General features: G+C 64.5%; 27 protein-coding genes and 3 tRNA genes. 21 read left to right on the plus strand and 9 right to left on the minus strand.

Features of this window, described 5'->3' with window-relative positions; translation table 11 throughout:
• Window positions 1–88 precede the first annotated feature (88 nt).
• Together ASH00_RS05740 and ASH00_RS05745 are read left to right on the plus strand one after the other, a co-directional pair.
• Window positions 89–808: an AzlC family ABC transporter permease gene (locus tag ASH00_RS05740; RefSeq protein ID WP_056546723.1), complete on the plus strand. Its 720-nt coding sequence runs from the start codon at window positions 89–91 to the stop codon at window positions 806–808.
• On the plus strand, window positions 805–1,116 hold the full coding sequence (locus tag ASH00_RS05745) for an AzlD domain-containing protein (RefSeq protein ID WP_056545839.1): 312 nt from the start codon (window positions 805–807) through the stop codon (window positions 1,114–1,116). Before ASH00_RS05740 ends, ASH00_RS05745 begins: the two co-directional genes overlap by 4 nt.
• Before the next feature lie 51 nt (window positions 1,117–1,167).
• Here the strand turns inward: ASH00_RS05745 and ASH00_RS05750 are convergent, their stop codons facing one another.
• Window positions 1,168–2,295 carry an acetate/propionate family kinase gene (locus ASH00_RS05750; RefSeq protein ID WP_056545841.1) on the minus strand — a complete coding sequence of 376 codons (1,128 nt, stop codon included), beginning with the start codon at window positions 2,293–2,295 and terminating at the stop codon, window positions 1,168–1,170.
• Window positions 2,292–4,385: a phosphate acetyltransferase gene (gene pta, locus ASH00_RS05755; protein ID WP_082565903.1), complete on the minus strand. Its 2,094-nt coding sequence runs from the start codon at window positions 4,383–4,385 to the stop codon at window positions 2,292–2,294. The genes ASH00_RS05750 and pta overlap by 4 nt, the downstream gene beginning before the upstream one ends.
• A gap of 135 nt (window positions 4,386–4,520) precedes the next feature.
• On the opposite strand from pta, the gene ASH00_RS05760 reads away from it, so the two are divergent.
• From ASH00_RS05760 to ASH00_RS05780, 5 genes are read left to right on the plus strand one after another with little or no spacing between them, the layout of a single operon-like run.
• Entirely contained in the window at window positions 4,521–4,874 is a 354-nt protein-coding gene (locus ASH00_RS05760; RefSeq protein ID WP_056546730.1) for a thiamine-binding protein, read from the plus strand.
• A complete protein-coding gene (locus ASH00_RS05765) occupies window positions 4,871–5,515 on the plus strand; it encodes an O-methyltransferase (RefSeq protein WP_056545843.1) in 645 nt (214 codons plus the stop codon). Before ASH00_RS05760 ends, ASH00_RS05765 begins: the two co-directional genes overlap by 4 nt.
• A gap of 59 nt (window positions 5,516–5,574) precedes the next feature.
• Window positions 5,575–6,129, plus strand: coding sequence for a GNAT family N-acetyltransferase (locus ASH00_RS05770; protein ID WP_056545845.1), 555 nt, complete (start codon window positions 5,575–5,577; stop codon window positions 6,127–6,129).
• A gap of 1 nt (window position 6,130) precedes the next feature.
• A complete protein-coding gene (locus ASH00_RS05775; RefSeq protein ID WP_235563164.1) occupies window positions 6,131–6,445 on the plus strand; it encodes an NINE protein in 315 nt (104 codons plus the stop codon).
• A gap of 31 nt (window positions 6,446–6,476) precedes the next feature.
• Window positions 6,477–7,313 carry a spermidine synthase gene (locus ASH00_RS05780; RefSeq protein WP_056545847.1) on the plus strand — a complete coding sequence of 279 codons (837 nt, stop codon included), beginning with the start codon at window positions 6,477–6,479 and terminating at the stop codon, window positions 7,311–7,313.
• Window positions 7,314–7,324: 11 nt separating this feature from the next.
• Here ASH00_RS05780 and ASH00_RS05785 read toward each other — a convergent pair whose 3' ends face one another.
• Window positions 7,325–8,755, minus strand: coding sequence for an NCS2 family permease (locus tag ASH00_RS05785; RefSeq protein WP_442854344.1), 1,431 nt, complete (start codon window positions 8,753–8,755; stop codon window positions 7,325–7,327).
• A 114-nt stretch (window positions 8,756–8,869) separates the two neighbouring features.
• On the opposite strand from ASH00_RS05785, the gene ASH00_RS05790 reads away from it, so the two are divergent.
• Complete coding sequence (locus ASH00_RS05790) at window positions 8,870–9,529, plus strand: copper resistance CopC family protein (RefSeq protein ID WP_082565905.1); 660 nt, start codon at window positions 8,870–8,872, stop codon at window positions 9,527–9,529.
• 8 nt (window positions 9,530–9,537) lie between these two features.
• On the opposite strand, the gene ASH00_RS05795 is transcribed toward ASH00_RS05790, so the two are convergent.
• Complete coding sequence (locus tag ASH00_RS05795; RefSeq protein WP_056545851.1) at window positions 9,538–10,230, minus strand: FAD-dependent monooxygenase; 693 nt, start codon at window positions 10,228–10,230, stop codon at window positions 9,538–9,540.
• A 263-nt stretch (window positions 10,231–10,493) separates the two neighbouring features.
• Between ASH00_RS05795 and ASH00_RS05800 the strand changes: the two genes are divergently transcribed.
• Entirely contained in the window at window positions 10,494–11,510 is a 1,017-nt protein-coding gene (locus ASH00_RS05800) for a universal stress protein (protein ID WP_056545853.1), read from the plus strand.
• Here the strand turns inward: ASH00_RS05800 and ASH00_RS05805 are convergent.
• The 3 genes from ASH00_RS05805 to ASH00_RS05815 all read right to left on the minus strand — a co-directional run bounded on the left by ASH00_RS05805 (window position 11,507) and on the right by ASH00_RS05815 (window position 14,441).
• Complete coding sequence (locus ASH00_RS05805) at window positions 11,507–12,985, minus strand: C40 family peptidase (protein WP_056545855.1); 1,479 nt, start codon at window positions 12,983–12,985, stop codon at window positions 11,507–11,509. The genes ASH00_RS05800 and ASH00_RS05805 overlap by 4 nt on opposite strands.
• Before the next feature lie 141 nt (window positions 12,986–13,126).
• A complete protein-coding gene (locus tag ASH00_RS05810; protein ID WP_056545857.1) occupies window positions 13,127–14,044 on the minus strand; it encodes a cation diffusion facilitator family transporter in 918 nt (305 codons plus the stop codon).
• Window positions 14,045–14,081: 37 nt separating this feature from the next.
• On the minus strand, window positions 14,082–14,441 hold the full coding sequence (locus ASH00_RS05815; RefSeq protein WP_056546742.1) for a metallopeptidase family protein: 360 nt from the start codon (window positions 14,439–14,441) through the stop codon (window positions 14,082–14,084).
• Between the two features lie 141 nt (window positions 14,442–14,582).
• Between ASH00_RS05815 and ASH00_RS05820 the strand changes: the two genes are divergently transcribed.
• The 6 genes from ASH00_RS05820 (at window position 14,583) to ASH00_RS05845 (ending at window position 17,892) form a co-directional block, all read left to right on the plus strand.
• Window positions 14,583–14,655 (plus strand) — tRNA-Glu (locus tag ASH00_RS05820).
• Window positions 14,656–14,719: 64 nt separating this feature from the next.
• Window positions 14,720–14,793: transfer RNA gene (locus ASH00_RS05825), tRNA-Asp, on the plus strand.
• Between the two features lie 56 nt (window positions 14,794–14,849).
• Window positions 14,850–14,925, plus strand: a tRNA-Phe gene (locus tag ASH00_RS05830).
• A gap of 163 nt (window positions 14,926–15,088) precedes the next feature.
• A complete protein-coding gene (locus ASH00_RS05835) occupies window positions 15,089–15,457 on the plus strand; it encodes a response regulator transcription factor (RefSeq protein ID WP_056545859.1) in 369 nt (122 codons plus the stop codon).
• Between the two features lie 5 nt (window positions 15,458–15,462).
• Entirely contained in the window at window positions 15,463–16,434 is a 972-nt protein-coding gene (locus ASH00_RS05840; RefSeq protein ID WP_056545861.1) for a HEAT repeat domain-containing protein, read from the plus strand.
• Window positions 16,435–16,443: 9 nt separating this feature from the next.
• Complete coding sequence (locus ASH00_RS05845) at window positions 16,444–17,892, plus strand: glycosyltransferase family 2 protein (RefSeq protein WP_056545863.1); 1,449 nt, start codon at window positions 16,444–16,446, stop codon at window positions 17,890–17,892.
• Between the two features lie 18 nt (window positions 17,893–17,910).
• On the opposite strand, the gene ASH00_RS05850 is transcribed toward ASH00_RS05845, so the two are convergent.
• Window positions 17,911–19,131 carry a sensor histidine kinase gene (locus ASH00_RS05850; protein ID WP_056545866.1) on the minus strand — a complete coding sequence of 407 codons (1,221 nt, stop codon included), beginning with the start codon at window positions 19,129–19,131 and terminating at the stop codon, window positions 17,911–17,913.
• A gap of 167 nt (window positions 19,132–19,298) precedes the next feature.
• On the opposite strand from ASH00_RS05850, the gene ASH00_RS05855 reads away from it, so the two are divergent.
• The 6 genes from ASH00_RS05855 to ASH00_RS05880 all read left to right on the plus strand — a co-directional run bounded on the left by ASH00_RS05855 (window position 19,299) and on the right by ASH00_RS05880 (window position 22,046).
• Window positions 19,299–19,778 carry a hypothetical protein gene (locus ASH00_RS05855; protein WP_056545868.1) on the plus strand — a complete coding sequence of 160 codons (480 nt, stop codon included), beginning with the start codon at window positions 19,299–19,301 and terminating at the stop codon, window positions 19,776–19,778.
• Between the two features lie 66 nt (window positions 19,779–19,844).
• On the plus strand, window positions 19,845–20,285 hold the full coding sequence (locus ASH00_RS05860) for an Asp23/Gls24 family envelope stress response protein (protein ID WP_056545870.1): 441 nt from the start codon (window positions 19,845–19,847) through the stop codon (window positions 20,283–20,285).
• A gap of 9 nt (window positions 20,286–20,294) precedes the next feature.
• Window positions 20,295–20,486 carry a DUF2273 domain-containing protein gene (locus ASH00_RS05865; protein ID WP_056545872.1) on the plus strand — a complete coding sequence of 64 codons (192 nt, stop codon included), beginning with the start codon at window positions 20,295–20,297 and terminating at the stop codon, window positions 20,484–20,486.
• Window positions 20,477–20,857: a hypothetical protein gene (locus ASH00_RS05870; protein WP_056545876.1), complete on the plus strand. Its 381-nt coding sequence runs from the start codon at window positions 20,477–20,479 to the stop codon at window positions 20,855–20,857. Before ASH00_RS05865 ends, ASH00_RS05870 begins: the two co-directional genes overlap by 10 nt.
• Entirely contained in the window at window positions 20,854–21,441 is a 588-nt protein-coding gene (locus tag ASH00_RS05875; RefSeq protein WP_056545878.1) for a DUF6286 domain-containing protein, read from the plus strand. The genes ASH00_RS05870 and ASH00_RS05875 overlap by 4 nt, the downstream gene beginning before the upstream one ends.
• Window positions 21,438–22,046, plus strand: a complete 609-nt coding sequence (locus ASH00_RS05880) for a hypothetical protein (RefSeq protein WP_056545881.1) — start codon at window positions 21,438–21,440, stop codon at window positions 22,044–22,046. The genes ASH00_RS05875 and ASH00_RS05880 overlap by 4 nt, the downstream gene beginning before the upstream one ends.
• A gap of 43 nt (window positions 22,047–22,089) precedes the next feature.
• Here ASH00_RS05880 and ASH00_RS05885 read toward each other — a convergent pair whose 3' ends face one another.
• Window positions 22,090–23,823 carry a glycoside hydrolase family 13 protein gene (locus ASH00_RS05885; protein ID WP_056545883.1) on the minus strand — a complete coding sequence of 578 codons (1,734 nt, stop codon included), beginning with the start codon at window positions 23,821–23,823 and terminating at the stop codon, window positions 22,090–22,092.
• Window positions 23,824–23,921 lie beyond the last annotated feature (98 nt).

A 23,921-nucleotide genomic window follows, 5' to 3' on the forward strand; every position in this document is an offset into this window, starting at 1 on the left:
AGGGTTGGTAAGCATGCTGACTATATTCAGTATTGCCGGGATTCCGTCGGAAGTGAACCCCATCGGCGGAACGGCATACGCTTGGCCGGTGGAGTTATCGAGATCCCCGGCTGTCCGGGTTGGACTGTCAATTGCCGTGGCGACCGGCCTCTATGGGGTGTCCTTCGGTGCCCTGTCAATCGCCTCCGGGCTGGACCTCCTGCAGACCATGGCACTGAGTCTCCTGCTATTCAGCGGCGGTTCCCAGTTCGCGTTCATCGGCGTGGTGGGAGGCGGCGGAACCGGGGCGGCCGCGATGTCCGCGGCTTCCCTGCTCGGTATCCGCAACGCCGTCTACGGAATGCAGATGAACGCGATGCTCCGGCCGCGCGGCCTGCGCCGTTTCGCGGCCGCGCAGGTAACCATTGATGAGTCGACGGCGACGGCCACCGGACAGAGCGAGCCGCAGGAGCAATCGCGAGGGTTCTGGGTTGCCGGGATCGGTATATACGTTCTATGGAATGTCTTCACGCTTGCGGGCGCGCTGCTGGGGAATGCACTCGGTGATCCTGCGCAATGGGGTCTGGACGGCGCTGCGGTCGCCGCATTCCTCGGACTGCTGTGGCCCCGGCTGAAGGCGCGGGAGCCGGCGGCCATCGCCGTGGTCTGTGCGCTGGTTACCCTGCTCACCGTCCCCTTTGTGCCTGCCGGCATCCCGATCCTCGTGGCCGCCGCGGTTGCTGCGCTGGCCGGCTGGTTCAGTTCCGGCCACCCGCGCGAGGGCCTTGAGCCCGATGTCGAGCCCTATCCCACGGAAGGACACCGGTGAACCTCTGGATCTGGATCCTCATTGCCTGCGGAATCAGCTATCTCACGAAGCTCGCCGGCTATCTGGTGCCCGCGCGCCTCATGGAGAACCCGCACATGACCCGCGTCGCCGGCACGCTGACGATCGGGCTGCTCGCGTCACTGACCGCCGTGAACACCTTTTCGAGCGGGCAATCCCTGGTGATTGATGCGCGTCTCGCGGCCCTCGTCGCAGCAGGGGTGGCGCTGTGGCTGCGGGCGCCGTTCCTCGTCGTCGTCCTCGTGGGGGCGGGCGCCGCGGCGCTGGCGCGCCTGCTTGGCGCCCCGTAGCCCCGTGAATACGGCCGCTCGCGTATGCCAGTGCGGCCCACTAGAAGGGATCTAGACAGAGCCGACGACGGCGGCAGTCGCCTCAGCGATAGCCGCCTCTTCGTCTGTGGGCACCACGAGGACCGGGAAAGCCGATTCCTCTGTGCTGATCTCCCGCGGCGAGCCGCCCGGTTTCTGGTTCTCGGCGTCGTCAATGTAGACACCCAGGGCGCCCAGACGGTTGACCACGCGCTCCCGGAAACGCCAGGAGTTCTCCCCGATGCCCGCCGTGAACACGAGCGCCTGCGCGCCTCCAACAGCAACGTGGTACCCGCCGATGTACTTCGCAAGGCGATAAGACGCGATGTCCAGTGCCACAGCACCGGCAGGGTCCCCGGACTCCTCGATCGACCGCATGTCATTGTGGCCTGTGAGGCCCTTCAGGCCGGACCCGCGGTTGAGTAGCTGATCGAGATCCGTCTCCGTGTAGCCCTCCCGGCTGAGGAACAGCAGGATCGACGGATCGATGTCGCCGGACCTGGTTCCCATGACAAGTCCCTCCAGCGGAGTGAACCCCATCGAGGTATCAATGCTTTGGCCATGCTGCACAGCAGTAATGGACGCGCCGTTGCCCAGGTGCGCGATGATGCCCGTGAATTCGGTTGGCGGCATCCCGAGCAGCCCGGCGGCGTGCCGAGTCACGTACTCGAAGGATGTGCCGTGAAACCCGTACCGGCGGATGCCGAAATTCTTGTACAGCTCATCCGGCACGGCGTACCGCCACGCATGCTCGGGCAGCGTGCGGTGGAAGGCCGTGTCAAACACTGCCACCTGCGGCATGTCCGGCCACCGTTCGGCAATGGCGCGCAGACCCTGCACGTTGGCAGGATTGTGCAACGGGGCCAGTGGGTTGAGCCGGTCGATCGCGCGGATGATCTCGTTCGTGACGAGCACTGGTTCGCTGAACCGTTCGCCGCCGTGAACCACGCGGTGACCGACGGCGCCGATGGACTTGCCCTGCAGCTTGGCATCCAGCTCCTCAGTGACCCGGTCCAGCGCTTCGGTGTGATCCTTCGGACCGCCGTTCGCGGTGTCGCCGATGCGCTCGATCAGCCCGTTGGCCAGGCGCTCCCCGCTCGCGGAATCCCGGACCTGGTACTTGAGCGACGACGAGCCCGAGTTGATGACGAGGATGATCATGGCGCCTCCTGCGCTGGTGTGCCCTGCGCCTGCACGGCCGTGATGGCGACGGTATTCACAATATCTTCGACGGTACAGCCCCGTGACAGGTCATTGACCGGCTTGCGCAGGCCCTGAAGGACCGGCCCGACGGCGACCGCACCGGCTGACTGCTGAACCGCCTTGTACGTGTTGTTGCCTGTATTCAGATCGGGGAATATAAAGACCGTCGCCTGCCCCGCGACCGACGACCCGGGCAGTTTGGACTCTGCCACGGAGGCATCTACGGCGGCGTCGTACTGGATGGGCCCCTCCACCGGCAGGTCGGGGCGGATCGAGCGGACCAGCTCCGTTGCCCGCCGCACCTCGTCCACTGCGCCTCCGTAACCCGACTCTCCGGTGGAGTAGGAGAGCATGGCCACGCGCGGTTCAACCCCGAACTGGGCAGCCGTTTCAGCCGACGCCACAGCGATGTCTGCCAGTTGCTCCTCGGTGGGATCCGGATTGACGGCGCAGTCTCCGTACACCAGCACACGGTCACGAAGCAGCATCAGGAACACGGAGGAGACAATTTTTACGCCCTCCTTCGTCTTCACGAACTCAAGCGCGGGCCGGATGGTGTTCGCGGTGGTGTGCGCGGCGCCGGAGACCATGCCGTCAACGTAACCCAGCTGAACCATCATTGTTCCGAAGTAGGAGCCATCGAGCATGCGGTCCCGTGCGTCGTCGAGCGAGACGTTCTTGTGCGCACGCAGCCGCGCGTACTCCGCAGCGAACTCCTCGCGCAGGTCCGAGGTTGCCGGGTCCAGCAGAGTGAGCCCGGTCAGGTCCACACCGAGGCCGGCGGCACGCTCGCGCAGCTGCCCCTCCGGTCCGAGGATTGTCAGGTCGCAGACATCCCGGCGGCGCAGGATCTCAGCGGCGCGGAGGATCCGCTCGTCCAGGCCTTCGGGTAGAACCACATGCTTACGGTCCGCGCGGGCCTTCTCGATCAGCTCGTGCAGGAACCGCAGCGGAGTCATCTTCACCGGCCGGGGCAGCTCAAGGCGTTCCAGCAGCTCAGTCGCATCCACCTGCCGTGCCCACACACCAAGTGCGGCGGCAGCCTTTCGCCGCAGGCCGGTCGCAATCTCGCCGCGCACCTCACTGACGCGCTTCGCGGCCGTGTAGGTGTCGTCGTCGACCGCGAAAACAGGGAAGGTGGCATGGGCAAGCAGGGCAAGGATGTTGGGGTCCGGCGTCAGGCCACCGGTGAGAATCATGCCGGAGGGCACGGGAAACTCAGGCGAGAACGACGACGCCACAGTCGCCACCAGCACGTCCGCCCGGTCTCCGGGAACAATCACCAGGGCGCCGTCGGTCAGCAGTTCCAGGAAGTGGCCAACGTTCATGGCAGCGACGCGGATGGAGGACACATCACGTTCCAGGCTGGCGCCGCCGGCGATGTGACGCGCGTCCAGGGCGCCGGCGACCTCGGCCATTGTCGGCTGGGAGATCTCGCTCATTTCGGGAATGACGTAGACCGGGCGGCCGGACTTCCCCGGGCGAACCTGATCGCGGATGGCGTCAACGGCGCTCTCTGCCGCACGGTTCACCATCATGGCCAGCAGCGATACCTCCGCTGCGTCCAGTTCCCTGCGCGCGACATCGACGGCGTCCGCTGCCTCAGCGGAGGTCATGTCCTTTGCGCTCACCACGGCAAGCACCATGGCGCCCAGATTGTTGGCCAGCCGTGCGTTCAGATCAAACTCGACGGCGGCGTCCTGCCCGCTCAGGTCCGTCCCCTCCACGATGATTACGTCGCAGAACTGCGCCATCTCGCTGTACACGGAGACGGAACGCGCATCGATTTCCTCACGCTCGCCGGACACGAGCAGGGCACGGGCTTCCGCCCGCGTCATGGCGCTCCTGGCGGTCTTCTCATCCAGCCCGAACGCGCGACGCATCAGGAGAACCATCGGATCATCGTTGCCGTCTTCCGCTTCCGAGATTGGGCGAAGGAAGCCGACTCTGTCCGCGTGTCCCTGCAGCATGCTGGCCAACCCCAGGGAGATGAGCGACTTGCCTGACCCGGGGGCCATGGCGCTGACATAAATTCCGCGGGTGGTCATTCCTTCATCCTGCACGATCGACGGTGCATAGTCACTGCCCGGCGCCTGCTGCCTGCGTCACCCTCCGGACTGCCGGTTCACCCTCGACGTACGGAACGGGTGACCGGTGGGGCCAAACCTGACAGACTGTTTCCCATGCTCGTAGCCTTCTCAGTTGCACCTTCCGGCCGGCCCAGCGACGCACGTCAGGACACCAGCGAAAACGGGGACGGTTCGGTTCACGCCGCGGTAGCCGAAGCCGTGAAGATCGTGCGTGACTCCGGCCTGCCGAACTCCACCAGTTCCATGTTCACCGAGATCGAGGGTGAGTGGGACGAGGTCATGGACGTGGTCAAACGCGCTACGGAGGCAGTGGCCAAGTACGGCACCCGCGTCTCCCTGGTGCTCAAGGCGGACATCCGTCCCGGCTACACGGGCGAGCTCACCGGGAAAGTGGAGCGCCTCGAGCGCGCGATCGATGAGATGGACGAGTACCAGGGCCACTCATGAGGAATTGGGCAGAGGTTGACAGCTACCTGAACCGCACGGTGGTCCAACCGGACGCCGCTCTCCTTGCGGCCGTTGAAATCACCCGCAACGCAGGTATGCCTGCCATTGAAGTGACTGCCGGGCAAGGCAAGTTCCTGATGCTCCTTGCCCGTATCCATCAGGCGAAGCGGGTCCTGGAGATCGGTACGCTGGGCGGCTTCAGCACCATCTGGCTGGCACGGGGTCTTCCCGAGAGCGGAACCATTGACACCTGCGAATATGAGCCGGCCCATGCGGAGGTGGCCAGGCGCAATCTGGAGGCGGCCGGCGTCGGGCACAAGGTAACTGTCCACGTGGGAGCGGCACTGGAGACGCTTCCCACGCTGGCAGGGCCCTATGACCTCTTCTTCATCGACGCGGACAAGGCGAACAACCCCAACTATCTGGAGTGGGCGGTGAAGCTGTCCCGTCCGGGATCCGTCATTGTGCTCGATAACGTTGTGCGCGGGGGCAGCGTGCTGGAAAAGAACGGCGACGAAGACATCCAGGGCACCCGCAGGGCGCTGGAACTACTCGCTAGCCACCCGCGCCTTGATGCGACTGCCCTGCAGACAGTTGGGTCCAAGGACTGGGATGGGTTTGCGGTCGCCATCGTCAACTAGGACGCAACTACAACCGCTACAGGCGAGTGACCGTCGTCGTTCCCGATAGCATGAACGGCATGGCCACCATCCGTCCGCTCCGCATCGACGAGACCGAAGCTGCGCTGCGCATGAAGAACCAGGGCTGGCGCCAGGCCTACCGGGGGAAGGTGCGCGAAGAAGTCCTCGATGGCCTGGATGACGGCATCGAGGCCATCGCCGAAGCATGGAGACAGGGATTCGATGAGAGCGGCAGCGTACCGCTGGTAGCGGTCAACGACGATGGCGCGATCGTCGGTATTGCAGCAGGCGGTGAGGCGCGGGGTGATAACCCTCCTGCCGCCGTCGAACTCTTTATGCTGTACGTGCTGGAGGAGTATTACGGCACCGGTCTGGGCCGGGCACTCGCCGATGCCGCTATCGGCGGTGCCGCCGCGTGCGTCTGGGTCCTGGAGGGCAACGAACGCGCCATCGCTTTCTACCGCAAGCTCGGCTTCGCTCCGGACGGAGAGCGGGAACAACTCTCCGAACGGTGGAACGGCCTTCATGAGATTCGGATGGTGCGCGCTGCCTGCGCCGTCGAGCCGCCGCGCATCAGCGCTTCGGCACCAGGTTCACAACTGACAGGGGAATGACGTGTCCAACTACTACGGCAACCAGCCTTCTCAACACGTGGTGGTCTACGCCGCGAAGGAAAGCTGGCTCGCCTACCCGCTCTGGTTCCTGCTCGGAAACTTCGGCGCCCACAAGTTCTACCTGCGCCAGAACCGGATGGGCTTCCTCTACCTGGGCCTGGGTCTCATTGGCTACGCCACGGCGTGGTTTGTTCTCGGGTTCCTGTTCCTGATCCCGCTGTGGATCATGATGGTCATTGACCTGTTCACCATTCCGGGCAGGGTGCGGCAGGTCAACGCACACCTGCACCACCAGGGTACCGTCCGTCCTTACTAGCCGAACAGCACCAGGCAAAGCGTAAGGATCAATGGGACGCCAGCGCGAGCGCAGGGAAACAGCGGGCACAGACGGCGGTCCGGTTCCCGGCATTCACACCATCGACACCGGCACTTGTGAGCTCGTCCACGACCGCTTCAACCCCAACGGCTGGGTGCTTCACATCAACGGTGTGCCGAGTTCCCACATCGACCTCACCGATCCTGCCCGGCTCGACTTCGAGTACATGCGCTGGATCAGTTCGCTGGTAACGTCCCAGTGGCCGTCCACATTCCGGCTCCGCGCCCTGCATCTTGGTGGCGGGGCCTGCTCGCTGGCGCGGAGTTTTGCCGTGACCTTTCCCGATGCGCGGCAGGTGGTCGTGGAACTCGACGGCGCGCTCGCGGGCCTGGTGCGTGAGTGGTTCGACCTGCCGCGTGCACCGCTGCTACGGATCCGTGTTGGCGAAGCGCGCGAAGTCACTGAGGCACTGTCCGCGAGTAGCCGGGACCTCATCATCCGGGACGTCTTCGCGGGCAGCCGCACTCCAGCCCCACTGACCACCGTCGACTTTGTTGAGCACGCCAAGCGTGTCCTGGATGCGGCCGGGGTCTATGTCGTCAATTGCGGGGATTCCCCGGACCTGGGGATGGCGCGGCGCGAGGCGGCGACCATCTCCGCGGCCTTCACCCATACCGTGATCATTGCGGACCCCGCGATGCTCAAGGGCCGGCGCTACGGCAATGTGATTCTTGCCGGAAGCGATGGTCCACTTGGGGAGGATCCCGGCCTGGCTCGTGAGCTGCTTGGCGGTGGAGTGCCGGCGCACCTGTGGCGGGATGCGCAGGTGACCCGTTTCATCAGTGGCGCGGCAGTCCTCACCGACTAGCAACGGGTGGGTCAGGCGACGCCGAGCAGCTGCTCTATCGGGCCGATCCCGAAGAACACCACGAATGCACCTGCCACGGCCCACATCAGCGGGTGGATCTCTTTGGCCCTGCCCTGGAACGTGCGGACCAGGACGTACGCGATGAACCCGGCGCCCAGTCCGTTGGCAATCGAATAGGTGAACGGCATGAGCGTGAACGTCAGGAACGCGGGAATGGCGATTCCCCAGTCCTGCCAGTCAATCCGGCCCACCTGGGATACCATCATGAAACCAACGACGACGAGGGCAGGCGCCACCGCCTCGAACGGCACCAGCGAGATCAGCGGCGTGAAGAACATGGCCACGAGGAACAGCAGGCCGGTCACGATGTTGGCGATGCCGGTCCGCGCTCCTTCACCGATCCCGGCGCCCGATTCGACGTAGATCTGGTTGGAAGAGACTGATCCCGCCCCGCCAGCCACCGCTCCGAGAGCGTCAACAATGAGAACGCGGTCGACGCCGGGGATGTTGCCCCGCTTGTCCACCAGCTTTGCTTCATTTGCCAGGCCCACCATGGTGCCCATGGCGTCGAAGAAGATGCTGAGCAGGATGGTGAAGGTGAGCAGCAGGGCGGCGGTGGCGCCGAGGCTACCGAACGCCCCGAAGACGCTGACACTGCCGACCAGGCTCAGGTCGGGGAGGCCGATCCAGGCCCCGGAAGGAAGCTCCGGAACAACGAGCGACCAGCCCTGTGGGTTGGAGCCGTCCGGTCCCACACTCGGCCCGACGTTCGCCACGGCTTCGATGATGACGGCCAGAATGGTGGCGGCGATGACACCGATCAGGATGCCGCCGCGAACCTTGCGGACCACCAGTGCGATGGTCAGGATCAGGCCAAATACGAACACCAGGGTGGGCCAGCCGAGGAGTACGCCCCCGAATCCCAACCCGACCGGCACGGTGGTCTCCGCAACATCTGGGATACGCCGGACAAAACCGGCGTTCACCAGTCCGATCAGGGCGATGAAGAGCCCGATACCGACGACGATCGCTGTTTTCAGGCTCTCCGGCACGGCATTGAAGACGGCTGTACGGAAGCCCGTCAGGACCAGCACCAGCATGGTCAGGCCGGCAAGAACCACAAGGCCCATCATGTCCGGCCAGGTGAGCTCCGGATTGGTGGCAACCGTGATGGCCACAAAGGCGTTGACGCCCAGCCCGGTGGCAAGAGCAAAGGGATACTTGGCCCAGGCGCCCATGAGGATGGTCAGCAGTCCCGCGACGAGCGCGGTCACTGCCGCCACACGTTCAAACCCGAGGCTGCCTCCGCTTGCGTCCGCTCCAGCGAGGATCAGCGGGTTGAGCACCACTATGTAGCTCATCGCGAAGAACGTGGCGATGCCGCCCCTGATTTCACGCGAGTAGGTTGATCCGCGGGCGGTGAGCTGGAAGTAGCGGTCCATCGCGGCGCGCAGTTCAGGCACGGGTATTCCTCTGTTGGTGGGAGAGTTTCGCTCAAGGAGTCTATCCAATGGCGGATTCAGGATCCTGCCAGTTCGCTCCCGTAGGCTTTAGGCATGAAGCCTTCCGCAGTAGTTGCAGCGCGCGCGGCGCGCATTCCGGGTGCGCGTTCCGTTCAGCGCACCGTCGTGCTCCTGGCCGGCGTACTTCTGGTTGCGTTCGCGTTAATCCTGGGATCAGCCTCGATTGCGTCAGCGCATGATGAGCTGAGCTCCTCAACTCCGGAGCCGGGTGCAACGCTCGAGACAATGCCTCAGGCGATTGAACTCACGTTCACCAACGTTCCTGCGACCATCGGCTCGCAGGTTCAGGTGCTTGATGCTGCGGGCGAAGACTGGGCTGAGGGCGAGGTCTCCATCACTGACACCGTGGCCACACAGGCGATCCGCGCCGGGGCGCCGGCCGGAACCTACACGGTGAACTGGCGTGTGGTGTCCTCTGATTCGCACCCGATTGAAGGTACATTCGACTTCACGGCTACGGCAGGCGCCGCTGCCGAGGCGTCTGAGGCTGCGGGGACGCCTGAGGCGTCCGCGGGTACAGCAGGCCCGATCGAAACAGCTGACCCCGGCGCGCTTGACCAGGAGCCGGCGGCAGACTCCGGCCTTTCCTGGGGAGTCATCCTGATGATTGCGGTGCTGATTGCGCTCGCTGTGGTGCTGGCACTTGGAGCCAGGCGGCGCCTCACCCAGGGCAACAACGACGACGCCGCGTAGGCACCTTCTCAGACGCTGATTGCGGGCGGACGCCTGGTTGATCCGGCAACAGCGGCGGCCATCACAGAAGCCTTCACTGGCTGGATCACCTGAGCCGCGAGAGCTCCCTGCGAGACAATTGAGTCACTGATGACCTTGGCCTGCCGGACAATTTCCCGCGTTGTCGGCGTCAGCATCTCGCCCACCCCGATGAGGTAGAGACCGATAGCCCGGAGCGCCGCTTTGATGTCGATTCCCACGGCGAGGCCGAGGGACTGCACGAAACGGCGCAGTTGGTTCTGTGGATACTTGGTCAGGACCACGTGGTCAGCGAGCAGGACGCCGTTCCGCGTCTGCACCGCCCATTTCTTGGACCCGAGTACCGGAGCCGGAAGAAGCTGGGAGTAGCCCACCATGCACAGTCCCTCAGCAACCGTCTCCTGGCGGATGTCCAGTGAATGGCTTGACGCGTAGCAGCGCAGCAGCCGCAGGAGTTCCGTGCGTTCGGACAGCGACACCGAGTCCGTCATTACGGTTCGGTTTGGTCCGGAGTTCAGGCATTCGATGCTCTCGACCACGATGGACTGCACGCCGCGCCGGCTCAGCTCGCTGGCAACGGCCAGCCCGGACAACCCGGAGCCAATCACCACTGTGGTGGTCATCTCTGCGGCTGAGGGCACGGAAGGATCAGGGGCGACGTGGTCGATCGGCTTCGGCAGCATCGATGAAAACCTCCTGGAGGAAGGAGAATTCCGCACAGCCCGGCGCCTCTTCCGGGCTGTGCGGACACTTGGCTGCGAACGGGTCAACCAAGCGCACTGAAAGCGGGCGGGAACCTTTGTGGAGACCATCCGCCCGATAACGATTCTCGAAGCCTATATAACTTTTTGGGTGCTGAATAGTCCTCCTACTGGAGAGTAGGCTAGAAATATCTGGACGGCTGAGCGAAGGTGTCAATTGAGGTTCAACCGCGAGGAGGCGGACCATGAGTGAGGCTCATAAGCCGGATGCGCCGTGGCATCCCCAGGGGCGCGGACTGGTTGTGGGGGTTGATGGCTCCGACCAGAGCATGTGTGCTCTGGTCTGGGCGGCACAGGAGGCCGAGCGCCGCCACTGCCCACTCCATGTAGTAACTGCCTATACCGTCCCGGTCTTCGCGGCCTCGAGCATGGATGCCGGTTACGCAACCGTGGATGATTCGGTAATCCGGGAGGGGGCGCAGGCGGTCCTCGATCAGTCCATCAGGAAGATAGCCGGTCACCACGACATCGAAATTGTGCCGCGGGTGGAGAGCGGTGACGCCGCAGGTGTGCTCCTTGAGCTCTCCGAGGAGGCCGAACTCATGGTTGTGGGTTCGCGTGGCAGGGGAGGCTTCGTTGGACGCCTCCTTGGCTCCGTGAGCGCCGCACTGCCGGCGCACTCAAAGTGCCCCACTGTGGTTGTACCGCTGTACTGTGCCCCGAGGCTCGATGAGGCCGGCGTCTCCGCACCGAAACCGAAGGGCGAGCCGTGCCCGCGCGCGGAAGAGATCGAAAAGGTGGTTGTGGTCGGAGTTGACGGCTCCGAGCAGGCGCGCATGGCTTCGCTGATTGCAGCCGAGCAGGCGCAGTCCCGTGGTCTGCCCGTACGGGTGGTGTGTTCACTGCCGCCCTTCACCGGTTCACTTGCATGGATGCCCACCCCGGTTGACCGGGACGCACTCCACGCGGAGATCATGGTTCAACTCAACGCGGGGAAGGCATGGCTGCAGAGCCATTTCCCTCAACTGGACATATCAGTGGAACTCCTCGACGGGCCTCCCGTTGAGGTGCTGATCGAGGCATCACGGACGGCCGAGCTGGTTGTGCTTGGCACCCGCGGCCGCGGCGGGTTCGCCGGAATGCTGCTCGGCTCCACCAGTCAGGGCGTGCTGCACCACGCGAAAGGCCCGGTTCTTGTGGTGCCGGACAGGGAGGATCCTCGCCTGACGGACCGCGTAAACTTCGGACCGATGGTCGCCTAGAACCGCGCAGCGAGCGGGTTGAGTGCGCCCATCCCGGTCATATTCGCGAGATTCACCTCGAGAATGCCCTGTGACGGGTTCAGCGCGTTGACCACGGTGTTGTTGCCCACGTAGATGGCAACGTGCCAGATGCCGGCGCCCTCGCCCCAAAAGACAAGGTCACCGAACTGTGCCTGCGACAGCGGCACATGGGTTTGTGCCGCGTAGAACTGCGCGGACGCTGTACGCGGGAGTGAGATGCCTCCTGAGGCGAAGGCCTGTTGCACCAGCCCGGAGCAGTCATAACCCCGCGGACCGTTGCCTCCCCACTGATAGAAATATGGGGCTCCGACGCGCGCACGGGCGTAATTGACGGCTGCCGCCACTCCGCCGGGATTCACAACAGGCGGAGCGGGTGCCGGCGCAGGTTGGGGTGCCGGTGCCGGCGGAGGAGGTGCCGGCGTCGGAGCAGGTGCAGGTGCAGGCTGGGGTGCCGGTCGCGGCGGAACCGGAGCGGGCGCGGGAGCAGGAGCCGGCGTCGTCGGACGCGGAGAAGGTGCCGGAGCAGGAATGGTGGGTCGCTGGGGCGCCGGTGCCGGCGCGGGTGCTTGCGGAGAATCCTGCGCCGGCGGCACCAGTGTGGGGGCTGGAGCAAGCGGTGCTTCGGAGCGAGGCGAGGCGGTCGCTGCGGCAGCCGACTCGGCTGATGCGGCAAGAATGCGAGCGAGCTCATCCTCGCGTCGTTCCTGTTCAAGGCCGGCGATGCGCTGCTCCTCGAGAGCCGCGGTGGTGTCCCGCAGCTGCGCCAACTGCGCAACCAGGGTTCCGCGTTCGGCCTGCTTCTCCTCCACCAGGCTCGCGGCGCTCGCCATCGCGGATTCGGTGGCGGCCCCGGCCTTTTCCGCGGCCTCTGCTGCGTCGGCGGCTGCCTGCTCCGCGTTGCGTGCGTCGGCCTGCAGGGACTCGAGCGACTTCGCCGCAGTTTCAGCCTGGTTGACGGTGCGTGACCGGGAGGCGGCCATGCCTTCGACAGTGGAGGCCTGATACATGATGCTGCCTGGGTCCTGGGCGAACGAAAGGAGGCTGCTGTCCGGCATGATGCCGCCCGCACGGTAGATATCCGCGGCAAGTTGACCGAGCTCCGTGGAGGCAGTGCGGTAGGTCTGCTCAGCCTGCCCGGCCAGTGCCGAAAGCCGCTGGGCGGTCGACCGCCGCTCATCAAGTTCCGCGAGTGCATCGATGTAGGCGCCCTGCGACTTCATCGCCTCAACCTGCGCGCCCTGCAGCTCTGCGGAAGCATTCTCGAGGATGCTTTCGATCTCTGTCACGAGTTCCGCCGCCGCAGCTGTGTTGTCCTCCGCAGCGGCAACGTCGGCGGGGCTGGGCAGATCCGATGCTGCAAGGGCTGGCGACGGCGTCAATCCCAAGGTGAGCAGCGATCCCACGAGCATGGCAGTGAGCGCGGAAAATCCGCGCTGCGAAAAGGTTTGCGGCATAACTCGATCCTCGGACGGCAACCAGACTTGTCCGAGGATAGAGCCCCAAATGTCACTTTAGCAACATTTGTCACACCAGTATCTTAAACAACAGCGGTGTCATTCCCGACGCAAGGCCGTTCACGGCGTGTCGCGCCCGAGTCAGGCGTGCTGCCGGCTCTCATGCACGGCATGCTCCAGCGGTTCAAGTTGAAAGGTGCAGTGCTCGGTATCGAAATGGTTGCTGAGGCAGTGCGTAAGGCGGTCGAGCATGCGGTCAACACCCTCGGCGTTCAGGCTTTCGGTGTCCACCACTACGTGGGCCGAAAAGACTGGAACGCCGGAGGTGATGGTCCACGCGTGAATGTCGTGTGCATCGACAACCCCCTGCACTTTCAGGATGTGCTCCCGGATCATCGCCGGATCCACACCCTTGGGGGCGGACTCGAGCAGCACATTGATCACGTCTCTCAGCAGGCTCCATGCGCGCGGCAGAATCATGGCTGCAATGAGGATGGAGGCTATGGCGTCAGCCTGCAGGAATCCGGTCACTGCGATGACGACGGCGGCAATCACCACGGCGATTGACCCAAGTAGGTCTCCCAGCACCTCCAGATAAGCGCCTCGAAGATTGAGGCTTTCCTTATGCCCGCCGTGGAGGATCAGCAGGCAGGCGAGGTTCGCCGCGCCGCCGAGCAGCGCAGCTATCAGCATGATGTCCGTGCGCACCTCTGTTGGCTCACCCAGCCTGCGGAACGCCTCGATCGCAATGACCACCGCGATCACCACCAGGATGACGGCATTGGCCAGTGCCGCCAGCACTTCTGCCCGCTGGTAGCCGTAGGTGCTCCGCACAGTGGCAGGCCGGGTTGCTATCCAGGAGGCAAGCAGCGCTATGAAAACGCCGGCGGCGTCGGAAAGCATGTGGCCCGCGTCAGCGAGCAGGGCCAGGGACCCGGACAGCGCAGCGCCGATCACCTGAACAACAACGACGGCGAGTGTGATCGCCACGACCAGCACCAGCGACTTGCGGTGCTTCCCCGTCGCGGTGACGGGATGCCCATGAGAGTGTGCGCCCATATAACCAGTATGAAGCCCCGGCGGTAGCCAGGTTGGGCTACCCCCAGCCCAGCTCGTGGAGGCGTTCGTCATCAATCCCGAAGTGATGCGCAACCTCGTGGATCACGGTGATGAGGATTTCATCCACGAGTTCCTCGCGGCTCCCGCACATCCTCAGCAGCGGCTGCCGAAAGATGCTGATGCGGTCGGGCAGGGAGCCGGCATCCCACCAGGAGTCCCTCTCCGTCAGCGGAGTACCCTCATAGAGGCCGAGCAGGTCGGGATCCGCTTCCTCGCCGGGTCCGGGCTCAAATTCCTCCTTGACGAAGATGGCGACGTTGTTCATAGCCCTCGCCAGCCTGTCCGGGATCTGGTCAATTGCGTCGTCGACTGCTGATTCGAAGTCCTCGCGGCTCATATCGATGGGCACGGAGGAAACTCTACTGCCGCCGCTTCCGCGAGACGTCCGGCCGGCGATTCAGAGGTTTTGTGTAATCCAGATCGAAGCCCTATAGTTTTAGAGGTCCACAACGAGGAGTAAAGTACTTGTGTGGTCCTGGCCCCCATCGTCTAGCGGCCTAGGACACCGCCCTTTCACGGCGGCGGCACGGGTTCGAATCCCGTTGGGGGTACGCAAGGGAGTGGTTCAAAGCACCGTTTGGGTGCTGATAGGATCAAACTCTTGCAAAATCGCAAGGCCCTGTAGCGCAGTTGGTTAGCGCGCCGCCCTGTCACGGCGGAGGTCGCGGGTTCAAGTCCCGTCAGGGTCGCTGAGGCGGTCGGAGAAATCCGGGCGTCGACGGTGATCATCACACGATGGTTGCAAGGCTCTGTAGCTCAGTTGGTAGAGCGTTCGACTGAAAATCGAAAGGTCACCGGATCGACGCCGGTCGGAGCCACCACTGAAAGTCCCTGGGAAACCGGGGGCTTTTGCTTTGCCCTGCAGTTTCCCCGCCAAGCCAATCCTTCCGCACATCAGCGACGAATCGAAACAGGGTCTCCGGCCGTCGATTAGGCTAGGTCTGGGTAGGGGGCAAGATGCAAGGATTGCGGGGAGGATCGGCAATGCCACACAGAATCCTGGTTGTTGACGATGACGCGGACATCCGCGATCTCGTCTCCACCAAGCTTGAGTCAAGCGGTTACGAGGTTGAGACCGCCGGTGACGGGGTCGCCGGACTGGAACTGGCCATCAACAATGAGTACAGCCTCGTGATTTCCGACGTCATGATGCCCGGTATGTCCGGCGTGGACATGGTCCGGATGATGCGCTCGGCAGAGCCCCCGATCTCCGTTCCGGTGATCCTCCTGACCGCCAAGAACCAGGAACGCGACATTGAAAGCGGATTCGCCGCCGGAGTCACTGACTACGTCGTCAAACCCTTCAGCCCCCGCGAACTCGCAGCCCGGGTTGCCGGCATCCTGGCACGCTAACTCCCGTGCTGGTCTCATGGGATGTGCTGGCGGTCGCCGTCGTCGTTCTGGTTGTCGCGTGCGTGCTGGCTCTGACCGCCGTCGTTCTCATCAAGGCGGCACGCCACGCCGGTGAGCGCCGGAGGGCTGTCCATGACGAGGCAATCCGCACCCGCATCATGATGCTCGCGGTTGCCGAGGATGAGGCGCTGGCGAAGTTGGAGTCGGAACTCGCATCGACAACGGGCGCCCTCGGGGAGCACGTGGAAAACACCCTGCTGCGCATGATCCCCGAAGTTCGTGGTGATGTGCGCGGGGCCATGATCCGCGTCCTCGCCGCTCGCGGCCTGCTCAGCCGATCCCTTGACCGAATCCATTCCCGCGGCGCCATTCAGCGGGCTGCTGCGGCTGAACTGCTCGGCATTCTCGGCGGCAGGGAGGTCATCGGCCCCTTGACGGCCGCCCTTCAGGACAAGAGCCTCGAGGTCCGTCTTGTGGCGGCGCGTGCCCTCGGCGTCGCGGCCCGGCCGGAGGCCGGAGGGCACCTCGTCGATGCGCTTTCGCTGACCAGCGGGATCCCGCACTCGGTTGCCGCCACGGCGTTGCTCAATCTGCCCGAACAGGATCCCGCAGTGTATATCGAGGGTCTGCGGGACCGGGACGCCGGGATCCGCTATGGCTCTGCGGCTGTGGTGGGCCTGCTGCTCATGTCGGAAGCCGCGGACGCACTGTTCGACTGCATGGTGGCGGAGCGCGGCCGGGAAGGTGCGTCCGATGTCGTCATCGCTGCCTGCGCCCGGTCACTGGGACGGCTCGGCCACAAGCCTGCCATCAGCGAACTTGCGGACATTTCCTGCTCAAGCGCTGCGTCGTCGTCTGTCCGGCAGGCAGCAGGAGAAGCTCTCAAGGCGATGCCCGGCGCCGAGGCACGCGACGTGCGCAGGCGGGTCATCGAGCATGCCGATGCGGATGTCCGCCGCATCCTCGTGGATGCATAGGGGGAACGGATGGAGAATGTGCTTGAGCCGCTGAGAGCGGCAATCCGGTTGCTCTTCGAGGTCACGGCGTACCCTGTACTGGCCTATTTCATAGTGATCAATTCGTTCCTGCTGCTGCTGATCATCTTCGCGAGCGTGAATTTCACCGCGCATCTCCGGCGGCAGTCCTTTGCCGGGGCCCGAGTCACCGCCGCATCCCCGCTCAGTCCGGGAATCTCCGTCCTGATGCCGGCGTATAACGAGGGCGCTGTGATCGCAACGTCCGTCCGCTCCGTGCTCGACCTGCGCTATCCGGATCACGAAGTCGTGGTGGTCAATGACGGCAGCTCGGATGAGACGCTGCAAACGCTGATCGACGTCTATGACCTCGTCGAAGACCGGCGGGAAGTGTCCGTCAAGGTGCCCGTCCGGGGAACCGTCCGCGCCATCTACCGTGCGCGGGATACCGCGCTGCCCATCGTGGTTGTTGACAAGGAAAACTCGGGCCGGTCGGATTCGCTGAACATGGGACTGAACGTCGCGTCCAAGGACCTCGTGGTGATGGTCGACGCCGACAGCCTGCTGGATCCCGACTCCCTCCTTGTGGTGTCCAAGCCCTTCACTGATGACCCCGAGCGCGTGATCGCAACCGGCGGAGTGGTGCGCGTGGCCAACGGATGCGAGGTCGTTGCAGGCCGCGTGGTCAGAGTGAACATGCCGAAGAACTACTTCGCCCGCATTCAGATCGTGGAATACCTGCGCTCCTTCCTCCTCGGGCGGGCCGGGTGGTCCCAGCTGAATTCCCTGATTCTCATTTCCGGGGCCTTCGGAATGTTCCGGCGCGACCTCGTGACCCAGGCGGGTGGTCTGGACCCGGACTGCATTGGCGAGGATTTCGAACTGGTCATGCGGCTGCACCGGATGATGCGCCGGTCCAAGCGGAAGTACCGCGTCATCTTCATCGCCGAACCGGTGTGCTGGACCGAAGTTCCCTCCACGGCAGCGGTCCTTGCAAGACAACGACGGCGGTGGCACCGCGGTCTGTGGGAAGTCCTGATCAAATACCGCGGCATGACGTTCAACCCCCGCTATGGGACCGTGGGCATGATTGCGCTGCCCTACTACTGGATCTTTGAGCTCATCGCTCCCGCCATTGAGCTCTTTGGCCTCGTCATTGTCCCGCTGGGACTGCTGCTCGGCGTGGTGAACGTGCCCTACGCGCTCGCGTTCATTGCTGTCGCATACCTCTATGCCATTTTTGTCTCGCTGATGGCATTGCTGGTCGAGGAAGCGTCGTTCCACCGCTACAACCGGTGGGGAGATCTCTGGGTGGCCCTGCTGGTATCGGTTCAGGAAAACATCGGGTACCGCCAGCTCACCGCTATCTGGCGGATTCAGGGCTGGTGGGCAGCGCTTCGCGGCAAGAAGCAGGTCTGGGGCACCATGACGCGGACAGGTTTCGAGAACGCGTCACCGTAGCCGGCGCCGGTGTTCCTGCTAACTACCGCTGCCAAAACACGCGAGGATGGTCAGGCCGCCGCCCTCGGTCTCCGCCAGCTCAAGGAAACCGCCGTGCGACTGGGCAATCCGATTGCAGGTTGCCAGGCCGAGCCCGGTACCGGCGATTGCGTTGCTCTCCAGCCGCACGAGCGGTTCGAGCACCCTCTGCCGGTCTTCGGGAGCAATCCCGATGCCATTGTCCTCGAACTTCAGGCACCACCTATCTTCGGCGGTCTGGCAGGCACTGATTCTTACTCTGGGAGACCTGTGCGGATGCCGGTAGTTCAGGGCGTTCTGGAGCAGGTTCTGTAACAGCGTATGTAGCTGGGTGGGATCAGCCTGGCCAACAAATTCCTCCACCTCAAGGTGCGCTCCGGCAGCGGAGATGGCGGCGGCGAGGTCGTCCTGTACGGCTCTCACGGTTGACGCCAAACTGACCGGTTGGACGCGTAGAGCTCCGTTGGAGCGGGCAAACGCAAGGAGCTCGTCGATCATCGCCGTCATCCTGCCCGCGCTGGCCCCGATGCGCTCGAGGTATTTTCGACTGGTGCTGCCGGCGGGAATCGCAGCGTCATCCTCAAGCATCTCGGCGAAGCCGCGGATACTTGTCAGCGGACCCTGCAGATCATGGCTTACCCGCCCGGCGAATTCCGCGAGGAGTTCATTGCTGCGTCTCAGCTCCTGCAGCGCGGTGCTCAATTCGCGTGTTCGAAGCTGCAGGTTCAGGATGTCCATGATCTGGGCGGCCAGGATTTCCAGACTGCGGCTCTGCTGTGGAGTGATCGAGCCGGGCGAATCATCGAATACGCACAGTGTTCCCAGCGCATCGCCCTCAGCGGTGATGAGCGGAGTAGAGGCGTAGAAGCGGACCTCGGCGATCTCACCGGTGACAAAAGGGTTCCCGCGGAACCGCGGGTCCTCCAGGCAATCCTCCACGATGACCGTGTGACCGTAGCGGAAGACCTGGGCACACATTGAGTCTTCGCGCGAACACACACTCGCCTCGATACCCCGGGCGGCTATCTGGTGCTGTTGGTCGGCGGTGATGATGTTGATGACGGCGAAGGGAACCCGGCACACGTCAGCGGCCAGTAGTACGAGGTTGTCGAGATCCTCGTAATAGGTTCCCTCGCGGCCGGACAACCCGTCCGCAAGGGAATAGCGCTCCAGTGTGAGAAGCCGCTGTGTCTCGCTTCGGCTGCCTACCTCAATGGACACGGTGTGGTTCCCCCTCCTGCACGTCCTAGGGGAAGTCTAACGGCTGGCAGGCTGTGGCCATGCTGCGGGAGAAGACTCACGCCGTTGACCGTTAGAGAGGTGGAGCCCTGTCTGCAGGCAGCCGGCACTCCATCAGCCACCACCCCTCAATGGAAGGACCGCCAGGCGTGAGACTCAAGTTCGCCGTGGCCGTTTTTGGTGCGCTCACCCTGTCCCTGGCCGGGTGCGCCGCTGCCCCACCGGAGGCAACCAGCACGCTGAGCATGCCGCCTATCCCTTCCGAACCACCGCAGTCTTCGCCATCCATGTCACAATCGCCCGATCCTCGGCTCGCGGAGGGCGCGCACAACACCGGAGCAGCCATGGGGGACTGCCTGGTTGTTGCCGCCGGAATCTCCTCTGTACTGTTGGCCCCGCTCAGTTTCAGGGGAGATGAAGATCCCGAGACCATGGCCAAGCTTGAGGATCAGCTGCATCACCTGCACGGCAAGGTTCCCGACGAGCTCAAGCCGCACTTCGTCCGGGCGGCGGACGCCGCTGAGAGCGGCCCGCACGGCACTGGCCAGTTTGACGAACCCGCGTTCCGTGAGGCGCTGCAGCCAATCCAGGAGTGGCTCAGGGAGCACTGCAGCGAGCCTTCCCGCTGACCCTTCCGGCGCGTGTCAAAGGTTCAGCGGAAGGGTTAGGCTGGGCGAAAGAGAAAGGGCGCCAGCATGGAGCACGAGCAGGGAACAGGGCCGGCGGGCGTAGCGCCCGTTACTGAATCCGCAACCGGCAGGACAACCATCTCCGAAACTGCCGCCGCAAAGGTTGCCGCGATCGCCGCCCGCAAGGTGCCGGGGGTCTACGCGCTGGGCAGCGGCACCGGCAGAGCGCTTGGGGCGCTTCGCGATGTGGTCGGTGGCAGCGACCTGGCGCAGGGTGTGCACGTGGAGGTGGGAGAGATTCAAGCCGCTGTTGACATCAACCTCGTTGCTGAATACGGCTACCCGCTCACTGCGGTGGCCGACCAGGTGCGCGCAGCCGTATTCGCCGCTGTCGGTGAGCTCGTGGGCCTGACGGTGATTGAAGTCAACGTTGAAATCAATGATGTACACGTGCCCGGCCTGAATGATCCCAAGAGCACTGAGAAGCCCCGCCCCGCGGCGAGCTAAGGAGCCACTATGAACCTCACCGTCGTCGGTATCCTCGTTGGCACCATCCTTGCTTTCGCTGCGCTCATCTTCCACTTCTGGGGCTTCCTCCTAGTGGCACTCTTCATGACTATCGGCGCTTTCGTCGGCCGGGTTGCGGACGGCAAGCTCGACCTGCGCAGCGTGCGGGATGCCCTGGCCGGACGCCGCTCATCATCGTGACCGCAGCAGCCGCAGCCCCGCAACGGCTGGCCGGCCACAACCGGATCAGCACGCAAGCGCTCACCAGCACAGCGTGCGCCGTTGCAGCCGAGGTGCTTCGGGTTCCCGTCCGCGAGGTCCGCGCCAGCTGGTTTGACGACGCCGGTCTGCTCGCCCTCAGCCTTGCTACGCCCATCGCCATGCCTTCCCTGGACCGGGTGGCAGCGGACCCCGCGGCTGTTGAGATGTTCGGTGGATCCGTTGAGGGCCGCGTGCATCGAGCCAAGGGGGTCATTCTGGAGCGGGTCGCCCAGCTGAGCGGGTCCCGTCTGAGCCGCGTCGACATCAGGGTCACCGGCGCGCGTGTCAGTGAGCGCGGGAGGACGCAATGAATGATGAGACCACCCGCCTGACCTCGGACGTCATCCGACGGGAAACCCACGCATCCCGGGCGGTACCGGCCACGATCGTTGCCGGCTTGGTCATCCTCGTCTGCCTGTACGTGATGCTTGAGGCCGCTCTGAAGGCGCTTGGCCAAAATCCCTGGTTACTGGGGCCGGAGGCAACGGCAGGGTGGCTGGGTGCGCTTCCGGCAGGTGTCTCCGCCTCAGTGCTTGCCGCGGCGGGAGTGTTGATCTTCCTGGTGGGGCTCCTGTTTTTCCTTGCTGCGATCCTTCCCGGCAGGCGGGCGCGGCTCAGCATTCCCAATGGGCGCGCCGCAGTCGTCGTTGATGCGGAGGTGCTGGCATCCTCGCTGGCGCGCCGCGCGCGTGTGGCTGCAGGGGTGACTCCGGAGCAGGTGCTGGTGACTATCGGCCGCCGGCTGGTCGATGTGCAGGTGCGGCCAACATCCGGCATCCCCGTGAACCAGGAGTCCGTCCAGGCGGCCGTGGAGGATGAGCTTCGCCGGACCGCCATCGATCCGGTGCCCGAGGTCTCGGTGGCGATTGCGCAGTCTGGGGTGATCGGGCAGTGAACCAGACTCCACGGACCATCAACCGGATCCTGCTCGCAGTCTTCGGTCTGGGACTGATGCTCGCCGGAGCGCTCGCCATGGCGCTCGGTGTCCCCGCCGTTGCCCGCTGGTGGCAGTCAACGGCTGCGCAGGCCGGTCAGTGGGTCAGCAACGTTTTGGACGCTACAACCCTCCCCGGCCAGCGGGACAGCTGGCTCTGGATCGTTCTAGCCCTGCTGATGGTGCTGCTGATCATCCTCATGTTCGCGTGGGTGGCCAACCAGGGGAAGGGACGGTCAGGCACGCTTGCCTATGACGACGACGACCACCCGGTTCCCGGCAGCGTCACCATCAACGCGGCGGTGGCGGAGCAGGCCCTGAAGGCTGCACTGAGTGAGCGGGTGGACCTTGTGAACTCGGCCGTATCCACCTACGAGTTCCGTGGCCGGCCTGCACTGAAGGTGAAGGTCTTCCCGCGGCAGGGCGTAGCTCCCTATGTGGTAGCGGAGGAGGTCTCGGCGCTCGTGTCTGCCCTGGATGCCGTGCTCGGCGTGCAGACACCGGTGCTGATCAGCATCAGCTCCGGTGCCCGCTCGCGTTTCACCCGCGCCGAAAGGGTGCGCTAGGCAGCGGGTGCGCTAGGCGTAGTCCCAGGCGGCGCCGGCTGCGTCAGGACCGCTCGATCCACACCGCGCAGTCCGGCTGCAGCTTCTTGCCGCCTCCCGTTTCAGATACGGCATCTTCCGCGCTGGCAAGTACGACGACGCCGGCAGGCAGCTCGATGGGCTTCTCGCCCATGTTCGCAACCACCAGCACTGAACCGTTGGTAAGGGCGATCACGCCCTCGCCGGGGCGGTGCTCCGGCGCCCACTCCAGCGATCCGCGCCCCAGTCCACGCGAAGAGCGTTCGGTCAGCGCGGACTTCACCAGCTCATGCACGGAGCCGGGGCGGTCAACCTGGACGTCCGCCGCGTACGCCGCGAAGCCGGCGGGCTGCGGCAGCCAGGGGGCGGCGTCGTCGTTGTTGTTGGTTGTGCTGAAGCCGAAGCCCGGTGCGTCAGCCTTCCACGGAAGCGGCACCCGGCAGCCGTCGCGGCCGCGCTCCACGCCCTCCGTGCGGAAGAACGCGGGGTCCTGGCGGACGGTGTCATCCAGCAGGGTGTGCTCGGGCAGACCGAGCTCATCTCCCTGGTAGAGGTAGGCGGAACCGGGCAGCGCCAGCATGGTGAGAATCGCTGCGCGTCCGCGCCGCAGTCCCAGCGCCTCGTCAGGCTGCTCATCCTGCGGCCCAACGCCCTTGGGCAGCTGCGTCGGGTCCTGCAGGCCGAAGCGCGTGGTGTGCCGGACGGTGTCGTGGTTGGAGAGGACCCAGGTGCTGGGCGCACCGACATTCCCGGCCTGCGCCAGTGATTCGGTGATGCTTGCGGTCAGGCGCCCGGCATCCCAACCGGCGCGCAGGAAATCGAAGTTGAAGGCCTGCTGCATCTCGTCCGGGCGGACATAGTGGAAGAGCCGCTCCGCCGGTTCCACCCAAGCTTCCGCAACCAGCATCCGGTCCCCGGGGTACTCGGCCAGGACGCGGTTCCAGTCGCGGTAGATCGCATGGACGCCGGGCTGGTCGAAGTACGGCGGCGTGGGCTCGGTGGCTGTTGATTCCTCGGCTGCATCGGGGTTGTGTACGTCGCCCACCATGCTCTCGCGGCCGGCCCAGTCCGGCAGTCCCTCCGCTTTGACGAGGCCGTGCGCTACGTCGATGCGAAAGCCGTCCACCCCGCGGTCCAGCCAAAAGCGCAGGACGGAGATCATTTCCTCATGCACTTCGGGGTTCTCCCAGTTGAGGTCCGGCTGCTTGGTGTCAAACAGGTGCAGGTACCACTGGCCGTCCTCCACCCGCGTCCACGCATTGCCGCCGAAGATCGACTGCCAGTTGTTCGGGGGCAGCTCGCCGTTCTCGCCGCCGCCGTCCCGGAACATATAACGGTTGCGCTCGCTGGAGCCCTTCGGAGAGCGCAGGGCGGCCTGGAACCACTCGTGCTCGTCCGAAGTGTGATTAGGTACCAGGTCAACGATCACCTTGAGTCCGCGCTCGTGGGCGTCGGCCAACATGGCATCGAAGTCAGCGAGGGTGCCGAAGCGGGGATCCACATCCCGGTAATCAGCGACGTCGTAGCCGGCATCCGCCTGTGGTGAAACATAGAACGGCGAAAGCCAGACGGCGTTTACCCCAAGGTTCTGAAGGTAGGGGAGCTTGCTGGTGATGCCGTGCAGGTCACCCATGCCGTCGTTGTTTCCGTCCGCGAAGGAACGGGGGTAGATCTGGTAGATCACGGCGTCTTCCCACCAGGTGGCGCCTCCCCGGTCCTGAACCGGGTGGACGGGGGTTGAAAGATCGGAGGCAGTCATGGGGGCTCCTCTGCAGGATGGTGGGTCACGATTGGATATCGACGGGGCGGTCGGGTGCGCCTGGTGTTGCAGATCACAACGTAAGCGCTTACTTTGAT

The sequence above is a fragment of the Arthrobacter sp. Soil782 genome, from assembly GCF_001428435.1.
GTDB classification, from domain to species: domain Bacteria; phylum Actinomycetota; class Actinomycetes; order Actinomycetales; family Micrococcaceae; genus Arthrobacter_D; species Arthrobacter_D parietis.